This window comes from Paenibacillus sp. p3-SID867, assembly GCF_025142895.1.
GTDB lineage: Bacteria > Bacillota > Bacilli > Paenibacillales > Paenibacillaceae > Paenibacillus_AQ.
Window position 1 is genome coordinate 342,394 of record NZ_JAMBDM010000001.1, and the last position, 20,812, is coordinate 363,205.

Sequence of the window (20,812 nt, forward strand, 5' to 3'; positions counted from 1 at the left end):
AATATGCTTGCACTGTCATGTCATATGCGAAGACTAGAACAACAGAGAAAAGGAAACCGCTCACCATGAAAAAACTCTCAACCGTCATATGGATCGCTCTCTCCATCTCCCTTTGCCATCAACATGTTGTCAACGCCAACCATGCGCCATCCGCTTCCAAGGGCAGGGGGTATTATGAGGAACGAGGCGAGATAGTATGGGAAGTCCCCACTCACAATAAAGTAATTGCTCTTACCTTTGACGATGGACCGGACGCGCAGAACACCGTTCAAATTCTGGATCTGCTAAAGCAATATGACGCAAAAGCCACCTTCTTCGTTGTTGGCAGCCGGGTGGAGAAGCACCCCGAGATCGTAGCGCGGGAACTGCACGAAGGACATGAAATCGGCAATCACTCTTACTCCCATCCTCCTTTTCACAATATTAATGTCAGCAAGTTAACAAGCGAGTTAAACCAGACGCAAGATGCGATCTTTCAGGCAACCGGCATTCGAACCGTCCTGTTTCGTCCACCGGGAGGCAGCTATAATGAAGCAATTGTCCGCACGAGCAAGGATTTCGGTATGCTGACCGTATTATGGTCATGGCATCAGGATACACTCGACTGGCGAAAGCCCGGCGTTAACCGGATTGTTAAAAAAGTGCTGGATAATGCCCATAATGGAGACATCGTACTGATGCACGACTTTGTGCCAAGCAGTACACAGACGGTAGAGGCTCTCAAAGTGATTTTACCGGAGCTGCAAAAGAGAGGCTACGAGTTTGTGACCGTTTCGGAGCTGCTCTCCTATCACGAGAAAACGCGTAAGTTCATTGAAGTAAACCATTAAGGGAATGGATGACCTACAACGTTCTAGAATAACCGCTGCCTTCTGATGGCAACGGTTATTTTTTCGAAGTCGGTTGGATCGGAAAAACACAGAGTCTAATTTCCTCTTGAATATATCAATTCCATTTGATAAGATACAGAACGAACGTTCAGTATATAAAATTCGAATAGCTTTCAAGGGTTATAAGGGGGTGCATGCGTGAATAAAAAACAACAACAAACCGAAGATACCAAGCGACGAATAGCCGAAGCCGCCAAGGCTCTTTTTATGCAGAAGGGTTACAAATCAACGTCAATAGAGGAAATCGTTGAAGCCACAGGCAGCAGCAAAGGGAATATCTATTATCATTTCAAGAGCAAGGAAGGGCTGTTTCTGTATCTGGTTGAGGAATGGGACCTCGAGTGGGAACAGAAATGGAACAGCAAAGAGCAGCATTACACCACCACCGTTGACAAGCTGTATGGAATAGCCGATCAATTGGTTTTTGATGATCTGAACCACCCCTTCTCTAAGGCGCTTGATGAATTTATAAACAGCAATGGAGATGTTAGCGAAGAAGTAGAACAAAGAGTCGTCCGGATTATTAGGAGCCATTTGGAATTCAATCAGAAATTACTGCAGCAAGGGATGGATCGCGGGGAGTTTGAGAATCATAATGTGGAGCAACTGTCCGTTATCTTTGAGAGCCTCATTGTTGGCTTAAGCCAGATGTCGCGTATAACGAAGGTTGAAAATGCGCTTGCCCTTTATCATGCCGCCATCAAAGTATTTCTGCATGGCATTGAAAAGAAATCATGAAAAATAAATACTTTTTTTCATACACTATCACAAACCGAACGTTCAGTATATAAGTAACCGAATTACAAACATTTTCATTATGTCTTTATTAAATCGTCTTTTATTTTTGGAGGAATCATCATGTCATTACTCATGCGAAACAATGGAGCCATTCTGCTCCTCATGTTCAATATATTTCTAGTCTTCACCGGGATCGGGCTTGTCATACCTATTATGCCAACCTATATGACGGAACTGCATATCAGCGGCAGCACGGTAGGTATGCTCGTTGCCGCATTTTCATTAACACAGCTGTTATTCTCCCCACTTGCGGGAAGATTGTCCGACACCATGGGTCGTAAAAAAATCATCATCACCGGCATGATGGTGTTCGCCGTATCGGAATGGTTGTTCGGAGCTGCCAGCACACCGCCGCTCCTGTTTGCCTCAAGAATGCTGGGCGGTATCGGCGCTGCACTCATTATGCCCGCTGTTATGGCCTACACGGCTGACGTGACTTCGAATGAGGAACGCGCCAGAGGCATGGGGTTCATTAATGCTGCGATTACGACAGGCTTCATCATCGGACCAGGCATCGGAGGATTTATCGCCGAGTTTGGCATTCGCGTTCCTTTCTACGCCGCGGCCGTTGCGGGAGGTATTGCCGCGCTGGTAACGCTGCTGCTGCTTCCGGAATCATCCGCCAAGCAGGAAGCACCTACCGTGCTGGGACGGAAGAAGGAGAGCCTGGCCGTTCAGCTGGTGCGTTCTTTCAAGGAACCTTACTTCCTAAGTTTGATCATTGTATTTGTGCTCTCGTTCGGGCTTGCCAATTACGAAACGGTGTTCGGCCTGTTTGTGGATCATAAATTCGGGTTCACCCCTAAAGATATTGCCATGATCATCACGTTTGGGTCGATTGCGGGTGCCGTCGTCCAAGCGACGATATTCGGTTGGATCCTGAACCGCTTCGGTGAGAAAAGAGTCATTACGCTCAGTTTGCTTACCGCGGGAATCTGTATCCTGTTAACCCTGTTTGTGCATAAATACTGGCTCATATTCCTTGTAACCTTCTTGGTATTCCTGTCGATCGACATCTTGCGTCCCGCTATCGGTACGCAAATGTCTAAGCTGGCGAAGGATCAGCAAGGCTACGTGGCCGGCCTGAACTCGGCATACACCAGTCTGGGAAATATTGCGGGGCCGCTGGTGGCAGGATATCTGTTTGATTTGGACATCAACTTTCCTTATATCTCCGCGTCCATCGTTCTGATCCTCTGCTTCTTCCTGGCCATGCGTGCAGGCAGAGCCTGGACCGCTACAGAGGCCGTCATGAATGAACGGTGACGAAAGGTAACAACGTCCTGACCGCTTAACAGCTAATCATGGAACAAGACCCCGCCGGAAGCTTCTGGCGGGGTCCTGTTTTTGATTATGTATTTTTTAATAGGCCACCAGGACAATCATCGCCAATAAAGCCACCAGGGCAAACAATAGAGACCATCCCAATTCAAACCGTCTTTTTTCTTTATATGCCTTGAAAGCCTTCCTTGATTCAAATACAAATACGATCACCAAGAAGGCTAGCAACACCGGAAGTCCCCAGGACTGATTTAATACCCACTCTGACACCTTCATCCCCCACCCTATATGCTAAAATGAGCTGCATCCACAGCAGCAGCCGTATAAATAAGTGTGTCCCCCTACGACTCCATTAAAATGTACCGTAAGTCGCCCCCGATTACAAATCTCGCTTGGTCGAATCATCAATCTCCCGGAGATTTTGTCTATCACAAAGAAAACGGTGGATATATAAGAACAATTGATATGATGGACAACGAGAACATGAGGACCGTGCACGGGGAGCTTTTAGAGAAGCACCCGTCTGTAGAAATAAGGGTGTGGTAGTCCTGGATCTTGTTCCATTGGGTGTTGAATATTTGGTATAATCCTTCCGAGGTGAAAATGATGAACGGAAAGAAGTTTGTTATTATCATGGTTCTTATTTTGCTGATAATTGGCGCTTGTTCTTTAGTCCTAGCGCAAGTCTTGAATTCAATGGGGCGCCCAGATTTATAGAAATCTGATAGACTGGAAAATAATACATTGAAAGGGCGGAATCATTGAGGATATTTTTGATTATATTGGTCTTACGGCCCCACTATAAACCAGAACGCCAAAAAGAACCCCCTCTGCCTAAAGCCAGCAGGGTTCTTTCCCACGTTAACTCTCATAAGTAAGTGAAGACAAGTAAAGTTCAACAGGGAGAAGCATCACTCAATTCGAGTATAGCCTCTAAATGGTGATTTATACATTTTTCAAAACAGCAAAATTTTCATCTAGTCACGCTGACCAGATAATCTTATTGGCTTTTTAGGATCAAGTTGGCGCCATATCGGTTTATCAGCATTTCCATCTGTAAAGATATAATCTGTATTTGGATCATCTGCAAACCTAACATAAACGGGATATGTAGGCATTTTACTAAGTTTTGCTTTAATACTGATAATGTCTGAATCAGAGTATCCCTCAACATTAATAAGATGATTTCTCAAACTTCTTTCGAGAGAATTGTATTTCACTTGAAGGAAAGTATAAAAAACACCGACAATAATCAGCACAAGTAACAGAAAAATAATCAAAATCTTTTTCTGTTTCATAAATAGATAGTCCCTCCAATCTAGTTGATAATGGTCCTGTATGTTTTTAATACAGATAGTCGCTCTCTTGTAACGGGTGAGGACAAACTTTTGAATATTTGAATCCGACAATCCGGGGGCGGTTAAATTTTGAAAATGGACGACGTCAGGGATGTTTCGGACGATATTGAATAAAATATAAAGACAGTTGTTCTACTGCTTGAAGTTTAATTGTCTTAAATAAGAGGTGACTACTGATGAAAAAAGCAATACTTCGATGGGTTATTGTTCTTTCGGCTTTATACTGTATGGGGCACATCTTATTTGATTTCAAAGAAACACATTTAATGCGGATTTTTACTGGTGCAGTTGAAATATCTTTCTTTGGGAGCATTCTTCTCTATATAAATTTGAAAACGAAAGAGGGAAAAAGCAATCATTCAACGGCGCCAAAGAAATGACCCTTATATGTGCTATTCTTGGATTTGGAGATAGAACAGGGATCAACTCATCAATAAGTTCATTTAAAGAAGGTGTTCTAACAGAGGAATCTTCCTCCGCAGCAAAATGAGCTCTCGTGGATGTTTTTAATATCTGTTTTATTGAATTATACTGATCGGTGTCTATTTCTTTAAGATGCGTAAATCACGCTACACAACAAAAGAGGTGAGCCTTTGAAGCTTATTTCAAAATTGTATTCAGAATACTTGATCATCCCCCGCCCCTTCCGTTTATTGATTCTCTGGGGTTGGATTATATTATTTTTAGCTACCGGGATTAGACTTGATTGGTTTTTTTAACGTTTCGGAGTTCTCGTTCGATGCCGGCTCCTGATCAGCATCCGCTGGATTCTCAGCTTGACCTTCACTTAGTTCATTGGTTCCCTTTGATCCGGATTTCTCAAAATCCAGTTCAGCCTGATTTTCGTCTTTTTGTTCATCTGGCTGCTCGACGGCTGTCGCCACACCGGAAGCAGCTGCAGTTATGCGACGGCCACCTTGGTAGAGCTAGTAGGCATTATCATTATCATTATCCTTATCGAAATCAATGACATTTGCTGATCTCCGAGGAATACGTTGAGTTCTTCCCTTTGGTTGTTACTTAGGAACACCAAATTTCGGTAACGCTGCTTTAAGTGGAAACGTCATTTTAATCTCTGGATCCTGTGGATAAATAGCTGCCGTTAGCAAATCAAAGTTTCCTACTTCTTCACCATCGTTTTTGTCGGAACTAAACAGCCCTATAAACAGCAAAAAACCCTTGCATCGCAAGGGTTTTCGATAAAGTGGGCCCTGAGGGACTCGAACCCCCGACCAGTCGGTTATGAGCCGACCGCTCTAACCAACTGAGCTAAGGGCCCTGAACATACATGTACACATAAACATAAGGACGTCATACATACATCGTTTAAAAATTGGTTGCGGGGGCAGGATTTGAACCTGCGGCCTTCGGGTTATGAGCCCGACGAGCTACCGAACTGCTCCACCCCGCGTCAATGCTGTATCAAACAGCGACAAGAATAAATATACACCATAACCCTACATCAAGTCAAGTACTGTTTTAATGGAATTTCCTCAAGGCATAAACCGCACACCATAACGGCCCTTTTTGGAACGGTAAACCTCCACCATCCGCGGATCATGATACCCGAACAGCCAGCCATCCTGCTCCAAACGTTTCGCAAAGCACCCTGCCTGAAATTTGCTTGTATACAGCTTTCCGTAATATACCCAATTCATCCTATGCGACTCCTTACCCGAATGATAATGTAATGCTGTCATATTATGTCCATTCTTCCACAAAAAAAACACAGATCAATAAACTTCTTCACGATCTCCCCATAAAAAAACAATCAGCCATACCCTTACCACATCGTGATACGGATACAATTGATTGTCACCTTAGGTAAACCGCGCCTATTGGCCGTCAGCCTCCGCAAATCGGGCGGCAATGCTCATAAGCTCCTGCTCCATCGAATTCATCATCTGGATGAAATTCATCAGCTGCGCCTTCGTCTCCTCGGCCTCCGTACGAAACCGCTGCTGGGAAACGCCCTCCCATTCGGCATTCAACGTTTCAATGACCTGGGACAATCGGGCGACCAATTCTCCGCCGTAGTCACTCCCGCTACGAATGTCTGCCGCAGCCCGGCGCAGCTCCTCGGGGGATACCTCTATGCGTCCTGACATGGATCTACCTCACTCCTCCCTTTATAGATATCTTCTCGTTTGTTATGTAGGCTTCGTCTCAGCCAGTACGGCCTGAAACTGTTCTTCCTCTTCGTCCTGGTAACCGGTAAAAATAATCTCCTGGATATCCTCATGATTAAAGACGTAGGCAAACTCCGGACTGACATAACCTTCCGGATATGGACAAGCCAAATAGTCGAACATTTGCGGCTGCTCCAGCGCCAGAATTTGCTTTCGACCATAGATCACAAGCTTCTTCTCGCCTTCTTTCAAAATGACAATCGATCCGTTCGGCAGCAGCTGCTGCGTCATAACTACCCTCTCCTTTTTTTGCTCTTCCGGTGCGGTGCCGCCGGTGTACGGCCCTGATTCATTTTATTCAAAAACGCGGCGTTCCGCTGCTCTTTCGGCAATCCCAATACGGGATAATGAGCTTTTAGCTTATCCATGTTGTTCTGGATGAACATATACCGATGAATGAAAACAACGGCCATGTACAGACCGAGAATCAACAACACGGAAAAAGCCGCCATGCCCATTACAAATCCGCCGAGATCGCCGGTTACCGCCACCACGACGTAATAAGCCGTATAACCTATAGCCGCAAACAGTAAGGCCGCTTTGCCCGCTTTACCGACGCTGCCACTGCGCTCCATAGCCTGGTAGGTCCCTTGCTGCAGCGCTCTAAAATGCAGCACATAAAACACAAGGAGAAGCAGAACCATCACCGCTACCGAGCTAAGCCCATATAGAATCGATTCAACTCCGGCCATGTCATACATCATTTTGAGGATAGCGATCTGACAAGTGACCGCCAGAGCCAGTCCGTATATTCCCAAATACAGCACAAAACCAACCTCAGACCGGTACGGATTTGCACTCAGGCCAATTCCCCATAGCAGCATAACCACCCACACCGCCGCAGCCACATACATATATACCGACATCATCGGCGCTGCCAGCGTGACCAGCGCAGGGATCAGCATAATGAATAAAAAACATACGATGCCGCCCCGTATCTGCTCGGCGGGGATCAGTCGGAAATGAAACTGTTCTTCCTCTGAAATCTTTGCGCTCATCAATGACACTCCCTTTATTTGAACCATCCGGCAATCGTTGAACCTATCTTCTCCGCCCCCATTTTCAATCCTTCGGTTACGGTATCTTTCTTCCCGTCCCCGTCAAAATCCGTAAACTTGATGCCGTCCATAACATAGGAAGCACCCACCGATACGCCGAAACCAATGGCCGCACCCGCAAGGGTGCCAATCGGACCGCCCACTGCTGTCCCGATCAGCGCGCCTGCCTTAGCGCCAGCCGCAGCGGATGCCACGACGGTACCCACACCGACACCCACATCAACTACAGCATCTCCGGCTATTTTTGCCCCGCTCTTGTTCTCGTTGATATTCGTCACCAGATTTCCCACCGTTTGCATGGCGATGCCTGCATAACCAAGTTTACCACCCTTCCAGCTTAGCGAGTCTTTAACAGCCGCGCCGGGTAGGACGTATTTCGGGATTCGGGGGTGATTCCGCCAGTTGTATTCGGCATAGGATTTTTTGCGGATATTGGCTAGCATCCCGTTCGTCACGTTAGCTCGCATATTGCCGCGCTTGTCTTTCTCAAGCCACACGCCAAAGCCGTTCCGGTACATATCCCAGTATTTATACATCGTACCCGATGCCGTTGCCGTTCCGAACAATACCCCTGCAGCCGCTAGCGGATTACTCTTCCATTGATCCGCCGTTCCGCCAAAAGGCGCAAGAGCATTGAATTCAACCCCCGCTGCCGTCACGGGCGGTTGCGTGTTCTTGTTTCCGTTCTGTGCCAGACTCGCCTGAAGCAGCAGATGCGGACTGACCTGGGCCACCGATTGTTTGCCGAAGTTGAGATTGCTGCCGAGCGATTGATCCGTCTGCGAAAAATCACCCGCCTTTTTCACCAGTTGCCCTCGATTTTGTTCCAGACGGCTAACCACCGACTGGCAAGCGGCCCTGCATTGGGCCAGGCGCTGTTCAACCTGGGCACGATGACGCGACTCCCAGGACATTCTCTGGATACGCTGCTGCATGCGCTCCTGAAGCTGCTGGACTTCCCGTGCAATATCAGATACCGCTGCTCCTTGCTGGTTCAGCATGTCAGGTACCACACGTATTTTAGTCATATCTAACAATCCTCCATATCGTTGATCGAGAAGGTAATAACTTGAGAGTACAGGATCATGATGCAGCCCTTTCTCACTTAATGCGCTCAATGACCGCGCCAAGCTCCCGGATAACTTCCGTTACCGTAGCGCCCCAAATCTGATCCTGTTCGCCTTCATTGCGAATCAGCCAATTGGAATGCTGTCCTCTCAACAATTCGATTCCCTCTATTCTGCAGTTCAGATCCGGGCAATAGTACGCTGTGAAGGTTGCATATCTCTCCGGATGGCTGACGCTATCGGCCAAGGCAGAAACGACCGATTCCGGGTAGCCTTGTGCAAGCAAATACTTCCGAGGCTCCTGCTCCCCTTGCTCGGCACTCATCCATTGCTGGAACCAGCCTTTAGGCATAGCCACTGGAGCTGTATCCCGGTTCTTCCTATCCTCCAGCTGCAAGTGACTGATGATTTTAAGCCAAGCCTCCGAAGGGGTTCCCAGCGCTTCCAGCACATAGATTCTCGCACCGTCAGGCCCGCTTTCAATATCGGCCCTTACAACCAGACTTGAACTGTAATAAATGAAACACTCCTTCAGCGCTTCGTCGGAACCGGACACCCTCATATGTATCGTTAACAGGGTCCGGCTGCATACTTCTATGTATTCCAGGAGTTCCTCCACAAGAACCGGCTCCTTACCCGCCGTATCGATCAAGCCTTTTTCCTGCAGCTCCTGCTCAATCTTGGCCACTTCTACAGGCATCTCCTCGGCCAGCGTTCCGCGAAAAGGGTCCTCTAACCCAATGACAGCCCGCGCACCGACGATGCCGGTTAGTACAAAGAATTGTTTGCCGGTCAGTTTGATCCTGGATGTAACTTCCAAAGATCTCTCCTCCTTACGGTCAGTCCCGCCTATTTTGTGTTTATATCTGAGCTTATCATTACTATTATAGGTGAGACGTCTCCTTCTCCTCTACCAAGTCGTGGCCCTAAATTTATAGGAACATATACCCAATTCAGCCGATCTTCAAACGATTCATCAGTAAAATTTTATAAAAAAACATTCCCGGGTCGAAATCACCTCTGGAATGTTCTTATACTCATATTAGATTAGACGGGTCTTCCTGCTGGATAATTCCGTGATATAGAATCGTCATCAGCTGTTCACTGACCGCGTTCAGGCTTCCCAAACCATGGTACCATTCGGTCCGTGCCGTAAATTCCTTGATGAAGGTCAGGAATGCAACCAGTACCTGGGGAGAGATGTCTTTCCGTATCTGTCCAAGCTGCTGGCCTTTAAAGATCAGCATTTCGAATTCCGGAACAACGAATTTCTGATTGAATTGAAGCAGCTTGTCCATCTGCTCCGGGAATTTGGCCAGATCCGCCACAAATTTCTGGGATACCAACGCCGAAAATTTGTTCTGATCTCTGTAGAAGGCCGTTAACGCCTCAAGCGGATCTTTTGCCTGATCCATAATATTACGGTAGAGCGCCATGAGCTCCTCGACCATCCGGTCCACCACATGGTCCAATAAGCCCTCTTTGCTCTGATAGTGGTTATAAATCGTCATCTTGGAAACGGGGATCGCTTCGGCAATCTGCTCCATGCTCGTCTGCAAAATCCCCTGCTCCATGAACAACCGCTTCCCGGCTTCAAGCACTGCTTCTTTCTTTGTATTCATTTGTTAGACTAAATCCCTTCTATATCAGCATAAGGACACCGATAGCTGGCTGCAGCCGCGTACAGTCCTAATGTAACGATCCAGCCACCCGCTGTCAACCCGGCATCCTCCGCGGACTATCTTTGGCTTTAGAATATAAAAAAGCTGCCGCTCTGTGATAGCTCACAAATGCGACAGCCGGATTATACTAGCTTGTATAAGTTGTTTACACACCAAAGGAAGCAGGATTCGATCTCCAGGATTGAAGAAGCTCCACATCCTGTTCCTGAATCCGATTCTCGGATAGCGCAACTTCGATCAGCGCTCCGTAGTTGGACAAGCTCTGCAGCGGAATCCCAGCTTCGGCGAAGGCTTGCACTGCTTTATCCAGCTGGTAGCTGAAAATAGCCACTACCGCCAGCGGCTCCGCTCCTGCATCCTTGACCGCTTGCGCCGCTTTTAGCGAGCTGCCGCCCGTGGATATCAGATCCTCGATCACAACCACCTTTTGACCGGGCTTGATCAAGCCTTCGATCAGGTTTTCCTTGCCATGGCCCTTTGCTTTGTCCCGAATATAGGACATTGGCAGATTCATCTTCTGTGAAACAAAGGCCGCATGCGGAATCCCGGCTGTGGCTGTTCCAGCAATGGCCTCAGCCTCCGGATATTGCTCCCGGATGACAGCTGCGAACGATTCAGCAATGTAGTCGCGAATCTCGGGAAACGACATCGTCAAGCGATTATCACAGTAGATCGGGGACTTAATTCCCGACGTCCATGTAAACGGCTGATGGGGCCTAAGAGAAACGGCCTCAATCTTCAGCAAATAAGATGCGATCTGATGTGGAATATTCGCGAGTGTACTCATGCTTGAATCATCTCCTCAATAATCTGTTCTGCTGCTTGTCTCGGGTTCGGGGATTCCGTAATCGGGCGGCCGACAACCAGATAATGACTGCCCTTGCGGATGGCTTCCCCTGGTGTAAGAACCCGTGCCTGGTCTCCGATATCCGCACCGGCCGGACGAATACCTGGTATAACGGTCTTAAACGCTTGTCCGCATACGGATGTTATGGCCTCCACTTCAAGCGATGAAGCGACGACGCCATGCAGCCCCGCTTGCTGAGCCAGCTTCGCATATCGTACGACCGCATCTTCAACCGAACCCGGGATACCGATTTCGTTATTCATGACATCCTGACTCGTGCTAGTCAACTGGGTTACCGCAATGATGGTAGGCATGGCAAGACCCGGGGTGTCCGCCACTGCGGCCTCCGCCCCGGCTTTTGCCGCCTGCATCATGAGAGCCCCGCCGCCGGCATGGACATTAAACATGTCCACACCCAGCCGCGTTACGCTGTTCGCCCCGCCTTTTACCGTGTTCGGAATATCATGCATCTTCACATCCAAAAATACGGAATAACCTTTTGCTTTCAATTCCTTGACAAAATCAGGACCGGCCGCGTAGAACAGCTGCATGCCGACCTTCATATAACACGGGATGCCCTCCAGCTGCTGCACCAATGCCTTTGCGCGCTGGGCATCCGGGTAATCCAGGGCCACCATCAGGCGGCCCGCCATTTCATTGTAGCTGGCGCTCATCTATACCCCTCCTTCTCAATTAAACAACCGGCATTGCTTCAGAAGAGAAGTTGATGGTCTCCAGCATCGTCAGAAGCTCACGAACCGTATCGAGCGAGGTCATACATACCACACCGTTTTCAACCGCTTCACGGCGAATTCGGAATCCGTCACGCTGCGGCGTTTTACCTTTGGTCAAAGTGTTAAAGACGAAGTTCGCTTCACCTGTGCGGATCATATCCAGAATGTTCGGCGTTCCCTCGGACAGCTTATGAATGGTGGTCACATCAAGTCCCGCTTCCTTCAATGCTGCTGCCGTGCCGCCTGTTGCGATGATTTTATAGCCAAGCTTATGGAAGCCTTTCAGCAGTGCTGCAGCTTCGGCTTTATCCTTATCTGCGATGGTAGCGATGATCGCTCCTGTTGAAGGAATTTTCATGCCTGCACCGATCAGACCTTTGTACAGCGCTTTGGCATACTTCACGTCTCGGCCCATAACCTCACCGGTAGACTTCATTTCCGGTCCAAGGGTAGGCTCAACGCGGCGAAGTTTAGCAAAGGAGAACACCGGTACTTTAACCGATACATGTTCGCTTTCCGGCCACATGCCTTCCTCGTATCCAAGCTCCTTCAGCTTGCCGCCCATGATCGCCTGTGTTGCCAGGTTGGCCATCGGGATGCCTGTAACCTTGCTCAGGAACGGAACCGTCCGGGAAGAACGCGGATTTACTTCGATTACGTACACTTCATTTTTATAGATAACGAACTGGATGTTAACAAGTCCGCGTGTATTTAGCTCTTTGGCAATCTTGATCGTAATTTCCGCAATCTTGTCCTTCAGATCCTGGGACAAGTACTGAGGAGGATATACCGCAATCGAGTCACCGGAGTGAACGCCTGCACGTTCTACATGCTCCATGATGCCTGGTATCAGCACTGTATCGCCATCGCAGATCGCGTCTACTTCTACTTCTTTACCCATCATGTAACGGTCGATCAGAACCGGATGATCCGGGTTGATCTTAACCGCCTCTGTCATGTAACTCAGCAGCTCGCTGTCGGAGTAAACAATCTCCATGGCGCGTCCACCGAGTACATACGATGGTCTTACCAGTACAGGATATCCCAGTGATTGCGCGGTTTCTACAGCATCATCAACCGAAGTTACCGTTTTTCCTTTCGGTTGAGCAATCTCCAGTCTGGACAGAAGCGCTTCGAATTTTTTACGGTCCTCGGCTTCGTCAATGCTTTCCAAGCTGGTACCCAGAATCTTCACGCCCGCCTTGCTGAGCGGCTCAGCGAGGTTAATAGCTGTCTGCCCGCCAAACTGTACGATGACACCGATCGGTTTCTCCTGCTCGATGACATTCATGACATCTTCTAGGAAGAGCGGTTCGAAGTAGAGTCGGTCCGACGTATTAAAGTCAGTGGATACGGTCTCCGGGTTGTTGTTAATGATAACTGCTTCGTATCCCGCCTTCTGGATCGCCCATACAGCGTGCACCGTGGAGTAGTCGAACTCGATGCCTTGACCGATCCGGATCGGTCCGGAGCCCAGTACGACGACCTTCTCCTTGGCGGATTCGATCACTTCATTCTCGGTTTCGTACGTCGAGTAGTAGTACGGTGTCGTTGCTTCAAATTCCGCCGCGCAAGTATCAACCATTTTGTAAACCGGGCGCAATCCATGCTCGCGACGCAGGAATCCGATCGACTCCTCGGTTGTGTGGGTGCTGGCATTGCCTTCCGTGCGCAGCTCCGCTATAGCGCGATCCGTAAAACCGAGTCGCTTCGCTTCGTACAGCGTTTCGTATGTCAGTGCCGCTTCGCTGCGAATGTGATCTTCATACTTAATCAGGCGTTCGATTTTGTCCAGGAACCACCAGTCGATCTTCGTCAGGTCCTGAATCTGTTGAAGTCCATACCCCCGGCGGAATGCTTCTGCGATTAGGAACATCCGCTCATCGTCGGCTTTAATCAGACGCTCCTGGAGCACTTCATCACTCAGCTCATTCGCGCCTTTCAAGTAAAGGCGGTGCACGCCGATCTCCAGAGAACGAACCGCTTTATGGATCGATTCTTCGAAAGTCCGGCCAATCGCCATCACCTCGCCGGTTGCCTTCATCTGAGTTCCGAGCTTCCGGTTAGCATGGATGAACTTGTCGAATGGCCAGCGTGGAATTTTGCTGACGATATAGTCCAGCGTAGGCTCAAAGCAAGCATAGGTCTGTCCCGTTACCGGGTTGACGATCTCGTCCAGGGTGTAACCCATCGCGATTTTTGCTGCCATCTTCGCGATCGGGTAACCCGTTGCCTTGGAAGCAAGGGCAGAAGAGCGGCTGACGCGAGGGTTTACCTCGATGACATAATATTGATAGCTGTTTGGATCGAGCGCGAATTGCACGTTACATCCGCCCTCAATGTTCAGGGCACGGATGATTTTCAGCGATGCCGATCTGAGCATTTGATACTCGCGATCGGACAGCGTTTGGCTTGGCGCCACGACGATGCTGTCACCGGTATGAACGCCGACCGGATCAAAGTTCTCCATGTTACATACCACGATGCAGTTATCGTTTGCGTCGCGCATAACCTCATACTCGACTTCTTTCATTCCCGCGATGCTCTTCTCAATCAAACATTGTGTGATCGGGCTGTAGCGAAGTCCGGAGCTGACCGTTTCGCGCAATTCCTCTTCGGTTGCGCAAATACCGCCGCCGGTGCCTCCTAGCGTGTATGCCGGACGCACGATCACCGGATAACCGATCTCATTCGCGAAATCAAGCGCTTCTTCCAGAGTCGTTACGATGGTGCTTTCCGGTACGGGCTGATCGAGTTCGCGCATCAGATCACGGAACAGATCGCGGTCTTCGGCTTTCTCGATGGACTCCAGCTGCGTTCCGAGCAGCTTCACATTCTCCTGCTCCAGAATACCTGCGCGTGCAAGCTCAACTGCCATGTTCAGGCCCGTTTGCCCTCCAAGCGTCGGGAGCAAACCGTCCGGACGCTCTTGACGGATGATCTGTGTAACAAAGTCGAGCGTAATCGGCTCGATATATACTTTATCCGCCATGTTTGTGTCGGTCATGATGGTCGCCGGGTTGCTGTTGATCAGAACAACCTCGATACCTTCTTCTTTCAATGCTTGGCAAGCCTGTGTTCCAGCGTAGTCGAATTCCGCTGCTTGCCCGATGACAATCGGGCCGGAGCCGATGACGAGAATTTTTTTCAATGTATCATTTTTAGGCATATTAATGAGCTCCTTTCACGGCTGCGGCCAGAACCGCCTGGCGCGGTTTCCGGATTTCATTCTGTTTATGGTCTCTTATCATCTCAAGGAATTGATCGAACAGATAGCTGCTATCGAGCGGACCAGGTGCAGCTTCAGGATGATATTGCACGGAGAAGGCCGGGAATTTCGTGTGCTTCAAGCCTTCGATCGTTTTATCGTTATTGTTAATATGCGTAACTTCCAGATCCGTCCCTTTGATGGATTCTTCGTTTACGGTATATCCATGATTTTGGGAAGTGATGTAGCAGCGTCCGCTGGCAAGCTCTTTTACCGGATGGTTCCCGCCGCGGTGGCCGAATTTCAGCTTCTCGGTATCGGCGCCCGCAGCCAGCGCAAACAATTGGTGGCCAAGGCAGATGCCGAAGATCGGATATTCGCCAAGCAGTTCTTTAACCATGTCGACCGCGTATGGAACGTCTTTCGGGTCCCCAGGGCCGTTGGACAACTGAATGCCGTCCGGGTGAAGTCTGCGGATTTCATCAGCTGTCGTGTCATGCGGAACAACCATCACATCGCAGCCGCGGGAGGTCAGTTCGCGCAGGATTCCGCTTTTTGCACCGAAGTCAACCAGAACGATCCGCTCCTTGGAGCCCGGACTTGTAAACATTTGCGGCGTAGAGGTTTTTGCCACCTGGTTGCGGAGTTCAGCGATCGTCGTATCGCCGAGCATTTCCTTGAGCTCTTCCACCGGTTTGTTTGTAGTGGTCAGAATCCCTTTCATCGTACCGTAGTGGCGAATAATCCGGGTCAGCATCCGTGTATCAATCTCGCTGATACCTGGAATACCATATTCCTTTAATAAACTGTCAACACTGTACTCTGCACGCCAGTTGCTAGGAACAGGCTCATGACGACGAACAACGAATCCGTGGACAAATGGTCGAATGGATTCAAAGTCATCCCGCGTAATGCCGTAGTTCCCGATCAAAGGGTACGTCATGGTCACGATCTGTCCACAGTAAGACGGGTCGCTCAGCACCTCTTGATATCCTGTAATCCCTGTATTGAAAACAACCTCTCCGGTCATTTCAGCATCCGCGCCGAAGGATTTTCCGCTAAACAGCGTTCCGTCCTCCAGTAACAATCTTGCCTGCATCCCGATCACTCCTGTCATCTATGTGTAATTTATTTTATTAGTCAATTGCCTAAGTGTTACTTAGAAACCGCTCTTTTCAGACCATTTCACTTCGCCATCCACCCAAGTCATCACTGGCCAGCCTTTCAGCTTCCAGCCAGTAAACGGCGTGTTGCGGCCTTTCGTTGCGAACTCTTCCGGGTTCACTTCTTTCTCGGCTTCGAGATCAATCATCGTCAGGTCCGCGGCTCTACCGGCTTCCAGCACGCCAGATTCAAGACCGAATACTCTTGCCGGATCGCTTGTCATCCGCTTCACCAGCAAGCTAAGATCCCATTTTCCTGTGACAACGAACTGGGTATAGAGCAGCGGGAATGCTGTTTCGAATCCCACGATACCGAATGGTGCAAGCTCCATGCCCTTCGCCTTCTCTTCCGCGCTGTGCGGCGCATGATCCGTTACGATCATATCAAGCGTTCCATCCAGCAGACCTTCTATACAAGCCTCCACATCACGCGGGGTGCGCAGCGGCGGGTTCATCTTCCAGTTGGCATCCAGGCCGGGAATATCCTCGTCAGAGAGAACCAGATGGTGCGGACATACCTCGGCCGTTACCGAGATGCCAATCGCTTTTGCCTGGCGGATCAAGCGTACGGACTGCTCTGTGCTCACATGGCATACATGGTAATGTACGCCGGTGGCTTCTGTCAGCAGTATGTCCCGTCCGACATGGATTGCTTCCGACTCGTTGGGTATTCCTTTCAGGCCGTACTTCTGAGCGAACTTGCCTTCAGTCACGCAAGCCCCTTTGACCAGCGAGTCATCCTCACAATGTGCAATGACCGGCATGCCCAGCGCTTTTGCTTGGTTCATGGCATCTTTCATCATCTGTGCGTTCTGCACACCAACGCCGTCATCCGTAAACCCGATCGCACCTGCTGCCTTCAAGGCCTCAAAATCCGTCAGTTCGCGGCCCAACTCGTTTTTCGTAATGGCTGCGTAAGGCAGCACCTTGGCCAGCCCCGCTTCGCTAGCCTTATCCAGAACAAGCTTCACGGTTTCCGGCGAATCGGTCACCGGTCTTGTGTTCGGCATGCAGGCGATGGTTGTAAATCCGCCTTTCACTGCCGAACGGCTGCCGCTCTCGATCGTTTCCTTGTGCTCATAACCCGGCTCTCTCAAGTGCACATGCATATCGATGAATCCCGGTGTGACCAGTTTGCCCTCGGCATCGATGATCTGAACGTTATCGCCAAGTTCCGGCAAAGCTGCGAGATCACTTGTAACCGACTGAATCAATCCGTCTGCAATGACGATATGTTTATCTTCGAGCTGTCCTTGTTCATTGATCACTTTGGCATTCTTTATCACTTGCATTTGCATCTTGGTCCCCTCCGCAGTAGAAGCACCGTTCGCTTCTTTGTATATTGTATAATAAAAATTCATATTTGTGTATAAATATTAATATTTATTCATCCTGTACACCGTATTTCGCGTTTCGAATCAGCCCATCGCCCGTTCCATAACCGCCATGCGAATCGGCACACCGTTTGCCATCTGCTTGAATATCATCGATTTGGGACTTTCCACGACCGCATCGTCGATTTCAACGTTCCGGTTCACCGGTGCCGGGTGCATAATCATCGTATGCCCGAGCAGCTTGGCCGCCCGTTCTTCCGTCAAACCATACTGCTGCCGGTATTCCGCGCTGGATTTAAATACACCTTCGTTATGGCGTTCCAGCTGAACCCTCAGCATCATCACCACATCTGCCTTCAGTGCCTTCTCCATCGAGACATAGGGTGCATACTGGGCTAGCTCTGGTGCCTGCATCGATTCCGGTGCGCAGAATTGCACATGAGCTCCGAACTTCTGCAGTGCCCACAGGTCTGATCGTGCAACCCGACTATGCTTGATGTCCCCGATAATGGATACCGTCAATCCTTTAAGCTCTCCAAAGCATTTCTTCATCGTGTACAGATCCAGGAGCGCCTGGGTAGGATGTTCGTTGTTGCCGTCCCCCGCATTGACCAGCGGGATCGAGATCCGCTCGGCCAGCTCCTGCAGCACTCCGGAGGGTTTCAGCCGGATGACGCCCGCATCGATCCCCATGGATTCCAGTGTCCTCACGGTATCGTAGATCGACTCACCCTTCTCGACGCTGGAGGCTGCCGCTGCAAAGTTCATCACCTCGGCGCCGAGTCTTTTCTCAGCCATTTCAAACGAAAATCTCGTTCTGGTGCTGTTCTCGAAGAACATATTAACCGCAAATTTCGATTTAAGTACCGGCACCACTTTTTCGGACTGTGCTTCCCAATATGACGCCCGACTCAAGATCGATCCAATCTCGTCTCTGCTAATATCCTTCAAGCCTAAGAGGCTACGTTCTTTCAATGAAATGGCTGTTGTCATGATTATCGTTCCTCTCTTTGGCTAATGGTCACTTCATCCTTGCCGTCGATTTCGGTTAATGCAACCGTAATTTCCTCATGTTTGGAGGTAGGAACGTTCTTGCCGATATAATCCGGCCGGATCGGCAGTTCGCGATGCCCGCGGTCTGCCAGAACCGCCAGCTGTATCATTCTAGGCCGTCCGCAGTCCATCAGGGCGTCCATCGCAGCCCGAATCGTCCGTCCGGTGTACAGCACGTCATCGAACAAAATAACCTTCTTGTCATGAATGTTCAGATGTTCCAGGCTGAGCTTCGCTCCTTCTCCCCGTTCTGCAGCCGCTTCTTTGCTGTCTCGGTCATCGCGGTAGGAAGTCACATCGATCTCTCCCCATGGAATCGGCGTGCCTTCAATCTCATTCATTCGCTCAGCGATTCTCTGAGCCAAGAACACGCCGCGTGTGCGGATGCCGACCAGGACGCAGTCCTCAATCCCTTTATTCTTTTCCAAAATTTCATGGGCAATTCTCGTTAGGGCGCGGCGGATGGCCGTCTCGTCCATAATCACATGCTGTTCGTTGCTCATCCTTAAGTCCTCCTTCTAAACGTTTGATTAGCCCTTTCTAGTTCAGACGATCCGTGAGTTCATTACACACAAAAAAACTCCTTGCCCGGCTGGACAAGGAGTTGATCTCATAGAGATAGTGTGGAAAGCTCAGCAACTATCCGCAGACAGAGCTTTGCCTTCTGTTAATGAACCTCGGTTCACGTTACCTTGCCAGCCTCACGGGACTGATTTAAAGGTGCTATTCGATTGAATTCATTATGACAGACCCTACAGGAGATGTCAACCGTAATCAAGTCGAAAGATGTCGCGTACCAAGCGGAGTTATAACATGTCACTAAAATTCAAATTCAACATCGCTAAGTCTTCTGCGAATTTCGGAAATGACGCGTTTCTCTTCTTCCTCACCGTCAGCAATGAAGGTAACGGAGAAGCGTACGAAATGTCCCGCATCATCCCAAGGTACGGTGGAGATCAATTTCTCGCGAATCAGATACTGGGAGAAATCCTCGCCGGATTCAAAACGGCGCCCGCCTTTAACGCCTTTTGGAGCTTCAACGTAGAGGAAGAAGGAGCCCTTCGGCTTCTCGGCTGTAAAACCAAGCCCGTTCAACACGTCCACCAGCATATTGTGACGGCGGGAATACTTCTCAGCGATCTTCTCCGTAATTTGCGGATTGTCCAGACCGTATGCGGCAGCCTTTTGAATGGCGATGAATTGTCCTGAATCGTTGTTGTCCTTCACATCGCCAAACGCTTTAACCACTAGCGGGTTACCGGCGATGAAACCAATGCGCCATCCCGTCATGTTGTAAGATTTGGACAGAGAATGAAGCTCCACGCCAACATCCTTCGCGCCGGGTACGGAGAGAAAGCTAAGCGGCTTCAAGCCGTCGTAAGTCAGTGCCGCATAAGGAGCGTCATGGACAACAACAACACCATACTTGCGGGCCCACTCAACGACCTCGGTGAAAAACTCGACCGTTGCGCTGGCACCCGTCGGGTTGTTCGGATAGTTCAGGTAGAGCAGTTTGGCACGGCGGGCAATGTCCTCAGGGATGGAGCTGAGATCCGGCAGAAATCCGTTCTCTTTTTTCAGTTCCACATTGTAAACTTCACCGCCCAAATACTTGGTATGCGTACCGAGTACAGGATATCCGGGAACCGTCATAATGGTGATGTCCCCAGGATTAATGAAGCAGGACGGCAGCATCGCCAGTGCCGGCTTGGAACCGATGGAGTGCAGAACTTCTGTAGCGGCATCAATGCCTTCTACGCCAAATACATTCTTCAAGTAGCGAGCGGCTGCTTCCTTGAACTCCGGAATTCCGTTATCCGCATAGCCGCGGTTTTCCCGCTTCCCTGCTTCTTCTGCAAGCTTCGCCACGATGCCTGCATCCGCCATCTCATCCGGCTCGCCAACCCCCATATCGATCAGCTCCGTCCCAGGATGCTCCTGCTTCGCCGCTGCCTTGGCTCTTTTGATCTTCTCGAATTTATAAATGGCTGTATCTTTGCCATAATTAGCACCGCCGATCCGGTTGGCAAAGTTCTGTTGAATGTACGTTTCCTGATATTTATCGATACTCATGATTTGTATTCATCTCCTACTCTAAGCTTTCATACTCATCCTAAATATGCAGGAAAATCACAACGGGAGCCATGCAT

22 protein-coding genes and 2 tRNA genes are annotated in these 20,812 nt (G+C 49.4%); 4 read left to right on the forward strand and 20 right to left on the reverse strand.

The window, feature by feature from the left end; genetic code table 11:
* Positions 1–65: 65 nt before the first annotated feature.
* The 3 genes from M4D81_RS01640 to M4D81_RS01650 all read left to right on the forward strand — a co-directional run bounded on the left by M4D81_RS01640 (position 66) and on the right by M4D81_RS01650 (position 2,954).
* On the forward strand, positions 66–830 hold the full coding sequence (locus M4D81_RS01640) for a polysaccharide deacetylase family protein (protein ID WP_260064209.1): 765 nt from the start codon (positions 66–68) through the stop codon (positions 828–830).
* 198 nt (positions 831–1,028) lie between these two features.
* The gene (locus M4D81_RS01645) at positions 1,029–1,628 is read left to right on the forward strand and encodes a TetR/AcrR family transcriptional regulator (RefSeq protein WP_071223024.1); all 600 of its coding nucleotides are present in this window, start codon (positions 1,029–1,031) and stop codon (positions 1,626–1,628) included.
* Between the two features lie 120 nt (positions 1,629–1,748).
* Positions 1,749–2,954: an MFS transporter gene (locus M4D81_RS01650; protein ID WP_071223023.1), complete on the forward strand. Its 1,206-nt coding sequence runs from the start codon at positions 1,749–1,751 to the stop codon at positions 2,952–2,954.
* Between the two features lie 96 nt (positions 2,955–3,050).
* Here the strand turns inward: M4D81_RS01650 and M4D81_RS01655 are convergent, their stop codons facing one another.
* Complete coding sequence (locus M4D81_RS01655) at positions 3,051–3,239, reverse strand: hypothetical protein (protein WP_071223022.1); 189 nt, start codon at positions 3,237–3,239, stop codon at positions 3,051–3,053.
* Positions 3,240–3,946: 707 nt separating this feature from the next.
* Positions 3,947–4,267 (reverse strand): DUF3139 domain-containing protein, encoded by a 321-nt coding sequence (locus M4D81_RS01660; RefSeq protein ID WP_260064212.1) that lies wholly within the window; start codon positions 4,265–4,267, stop codon positions 3,947–3,949.
* Between the two features lie 236 nt (positions 4,268–4,503).
* On the opposite strand from M4D81_RS01660, the gene M4D81_RS01665 reads away from it, so the two are divergent.
* A complete protein-coding gene (locus M4D81_RS01665) occupies positions 4,504–4,707 on the forward strand; it encodes a hypothetical protein (protein ID WP_071223020.1) in 204 nt (67 codons plus the stop codon).
* Positions 4,708–5,010: 303 nt separating this feature from the next.
* On the opposite strand, the gene M4D81_RS01670 is transcribed toward M4D81_RS01665, so the two are convergent.
* From M4D81_RS01670 to M4D81_RS01755, 18 genes are all read right to left on the reverse strand, one after another.
* A complete protein-coding gene (locus M4D81_RS01670; protein ID WP_071223019.1) occupies positions 5,011–5,211 on the reverse strand; it encodes a hypothetical protein in 201 nt (66 codons plus the stop codon).
* Between the two features lie 321 nt (positions 5,212–5,532).
* Positions 5,533–5,606: transfer RNA gene (locus M4D81_RS01675), tRNA-Ile, on the reverse strand.
* A 55-nt stretch (positions 5,607–5,661) separates the two neighbouring features.
* Positions 5,662–5,738 (reverse strand) — tRNA-Met (locus M4D81_RS01680).
* A gap of 82 nt (positions 5,739–5,820) precedes the next feature.
* Positions 5,821–5,985: a hypothetical protein gene (locus M4D81_RS01685; RefSeq protein WP_164817394.1), complete on the reverse strand. Its 165-nt coding sequence runs from the start codon at positions 5,983–5,985 to the stop codon at positions 5,821–5,823.
* Between the two features lie 177 nt (positions 5,986–6,162).
* Positions 6,163–6,435, reverse strand: a complete 273-nt coding sequence (locus M4D81_RS01690; protein ID WP_071223018.1) for a WXG100 family type VII secretion target — start codon at positions 6,433–6,435, stop codon at positions 6,163–6,165.
* A 42-nt stretch (positions 6,436–6,477) separates the two neighbouring features.
* The gene (locus tag M4D81_RS01695) at positions 6,478–6,747 is read right to left on the reverse strand and encodes a DUF4176 domain-containing protein (RefSeq protein ID WP_260064213.1); all 270 of its coding nucleotides are present in this window, start codon (positions 6,745–6,747) and stop codon (positions 6,478–6,480) included.
* A 2-nt stretch (positions 6,748–6,749) separates the two neighbouring features.
* The gene (locus M4D81_RS01700) at positions 6,750–7,514 is read right to left on the reverse strand and encodes a hypothetical protein (protein WP_260064214.1); all 765 of its coding nucleotides are present in this window, start codon (positions 7,512–7,514) and stop codon (positions 6,750–6,752) included.
* 14 nt (positions 7,515–7,528) lie between these two features.
* The gene (locus M4D81_RS01705) at positions 7,529–8,602 is read right to left on the reverse strand and encodes a WXG100 family type VII secretion target (protein ID WP_260064215.1); all 1,074 of its coding nucleotides are present in this window, start codon (positions 8,600–8,602) and stop codon (positions 7,529–7,531) included.
* Positions 8,603–8,675: 73 nt separating this feature from the next.
* The gene (locus M4D81_RS01710) at positions 8,676–9,461 is read right to left on the reverse strand and encodes a hypothetical protein (protein ID WP_260064216.1); all 786 of its coding nucleotides are present in this window, start codon (positions 9,459–9,461) and stop codon (positions 8,676–8,678) included.
* Positions 9,462–9,678: 217 nt separating this feature from the next.
* Positions 9,679–10,263, reverse strand: a complete 585-nt coding sequence (locus M4D81_RS01715) for a TetR/AcrR family transcriptional regulator (RefSeq protein WP_260064217.1) — start codon at positions 10,261–10,263, stop codon at positions 9,679–9,681.
* 205 nt (positions 10,264–10,468) lie between these two features.
* Positions 10,469–11,110: an orotate phosphoribosyltransferase gene (pyrE, locus tag M4D81_RS01720; protein ID WP_071223012.1), complete on the reverse strand. Its 642-nt coding sequence runs from the start codon at positions 11,108–11,110 to the stop codon at positions 10,469–10,471.
* Entirely contained in the window at positions 11,107–11,844 is a 738-nt protein-coding gene (gene pyrF, locus M4D81_RS01725; protein ID WP_071223011.1) for an orotidine-5'-phosphate decarboxylase, read from the reverse strand. The genes pyrE and pyrF overlap by 4 nt, the downstream gene beginning before the upstream one ends.
* A 19-nt stretch (positions 11,845–11,863) precedes the next feature.
* Entirely contained in the window at positions 11,864–15,073 is a 3,210-nt protein-coding gene (carB, locus tag M4D81_RS01730; RefSeq protein ID WP_260064218.1) for a carbamoyl-phosphate synthase large subunit, read from the reverse strand.
* A 1-nt stretch (position 15,074) separates the two neighbouring features.
* Positions 15,075–16,211, reverse strand: coding sequence for a carbamoyl phosphate synthase small subunit (locus tag M4D81_RS01735; protein WP_071223009.1), 1,137 nt, complete (start codon positions 16,209–16,211; stop codon positions 15,075–15,077).
* Positions 16,212–16,271: 60 nt separating this feature from the next.
* Positions 16,272–17,573, reverse strand: coding sequence for a dihydroorotase (locus M4D81_RS01740; RefSeq protein WP_260064219.1), 1,302 nt, complete (start codon positions 17,571–17,573; stop codon positions 16,272–16,274).
* 120 nt (positions 17,574–17,693) lie between these two features.
* Complete coding sequence (locus M4D81_RS01745; RefSeq protein WP_260064444.1) at positions 17,694–18,605, reverse strand: aspartate carbamoyltransferase catalytic subunit; 912 nt, start codon at positions 18,603–18,605, stop codon at positions 17,694–17,696.
* Positions 18,605–19,165 (reverse strand): bifunctional pyr operon transcriptional regulator/uracil phosphoribosyltransferase PyrR, encoded by a 561-nt coding sequence (gene pyrR, locus M4D81_RS01750; RefSeq protein ID WP_071223006.1) that lies wholly within the window; start codon positions 19,163–19,165, stop codon positions 18,605–18,607. Before pyrR ends, M4D81_RS01745 begins: the two co-directional genes overlap by 1 nt.
* A 316-nt stretch (positions 19,166–19,481) precedes the next feature.
* Complete coding sequence (locus tag M4D81_RS01755; RefSeq protein ID WP_260064220.1) at positions 19,482–20,735, reverse strand: LL-diaminopimelate aminotransferase; 1,254 nt, start codon at positions 20,733–20,735, stop codon at positions 19,482–19,484.
* Positions 20,736–20,812: the final 77 nt, after the last annotated feature.

Coding starts and splice junctions, on each gene's coding strand:
- M4D81_RS01660 (WP_260064212.1), bottom strand. CDS start 4,267: ATGAAACAGAAAAAGATTTTGATTATTTTTCTGTTACTTGTGCTGATT.
- M4D81_RS01685 (WP_164817394.1), bottom strand. CDS start 5,985: ATGAATTGGGTATATTACGGAAAGCTGTATACAAGCAAATTTCAGGCA.
- carB (WP_260064218.1), bottom strand. CDS start 15,073: ATGCCTAAAAATGATACATTGAAAAAAATTCTCGTCATCGGCTCCGGC.
- M4D81_RS01640 (WP_260064209.1), top strand. CDS start 66: ATGAAAAAACTCTCAACCGTCATATGGATCGCTCTCTCCATCTCCCTT.
- M4D81_RS01650 (WP_071223023.1), top strand. CDS start 1,749: ATGTCATTACTCATGCGAAACAATGGAGCCATTCTGCTCCTCATGTTC.
- pyrF (WP_071223011.1), bottom strand. CDS start 11,844: ATGAGCGCCAGCTACAATGAAATGGCGGGCCGCCTGATGGTGGCCCTG.
- pyrE (WP_071223012.1), bottom strand. CDS start 11,110: ATGAGTACACTCGCGAATATTCCACATCAGATCGCATCTTATTTGCTG.
- M4D81_RS01705 (WP_260064215.1), bottom strand. CDS start 8,602: ATGACTAAAATACGTGTGGTACCTGACATGCTGAACCAGCAAGGAGCA.
- M4D81_RS01700 (WP_260064214.1), bottom strand. CDS start 7,514: ATGAGCGCAAAGATTTCAGAGGAAGAACAGTTTCATTTCCGACTGATC.
- M4D81_RS01715 (WP_260064217.1), bottom strand. CDS start 10,263: ATGAATACAAAGAAAGAAGCAGTGCTTGAAGCCGGGAAGCGGTTGTTC.
- M4D81_RS01695 (WP_260064213.1), bottom strand. CDS start 6,747: ATGACGCAGCAGCTGCTGCCGAACGGATCGATTGTCATTTTGAAAGAA.
- M4D81_RS01740 (WP_260064219.1), bottom strand. CDS start 17,573: ATGCAAATGCAAGTGATAAAGAATGCCAAAGTGATCAATGAACAAGGA.
- pyrR (WP_071223006.1), bottom strand. CDS start 19,165: ATGAGCAACGAACAGCATGTGATTATGGACGAGACGGCCATCCGCCGC.
- M4D81_RS01755 (WP_260064220.1), bottom strand. CDS start 20,735: ATGAGTATCGATAAATATCAGGAAACGTACATTCAACAGAACTTTGCC.
- M4D81_RS01690 (WP_071223018.1), bottom strand. CDS start 6,435: ATGTCAGGACGCATAGAGGTATCCCCCGAGGAGCTGCGCCGGGCTGCG.
- M4D81_RS01735 (WP_071223009.1), bottom strand. CDS start 16,211: ATGCAGGCAAGATTGTTACTGGAGGACGGAACGCTGTTTAGCGGAAAA.
- M4D81_RS01665 (WP_071223020.1), top strand. CDS start 4,504: ATGAAAAAAGCAATACTTCGATGGGTTATTGTTCTTTCGGCTTTATAC.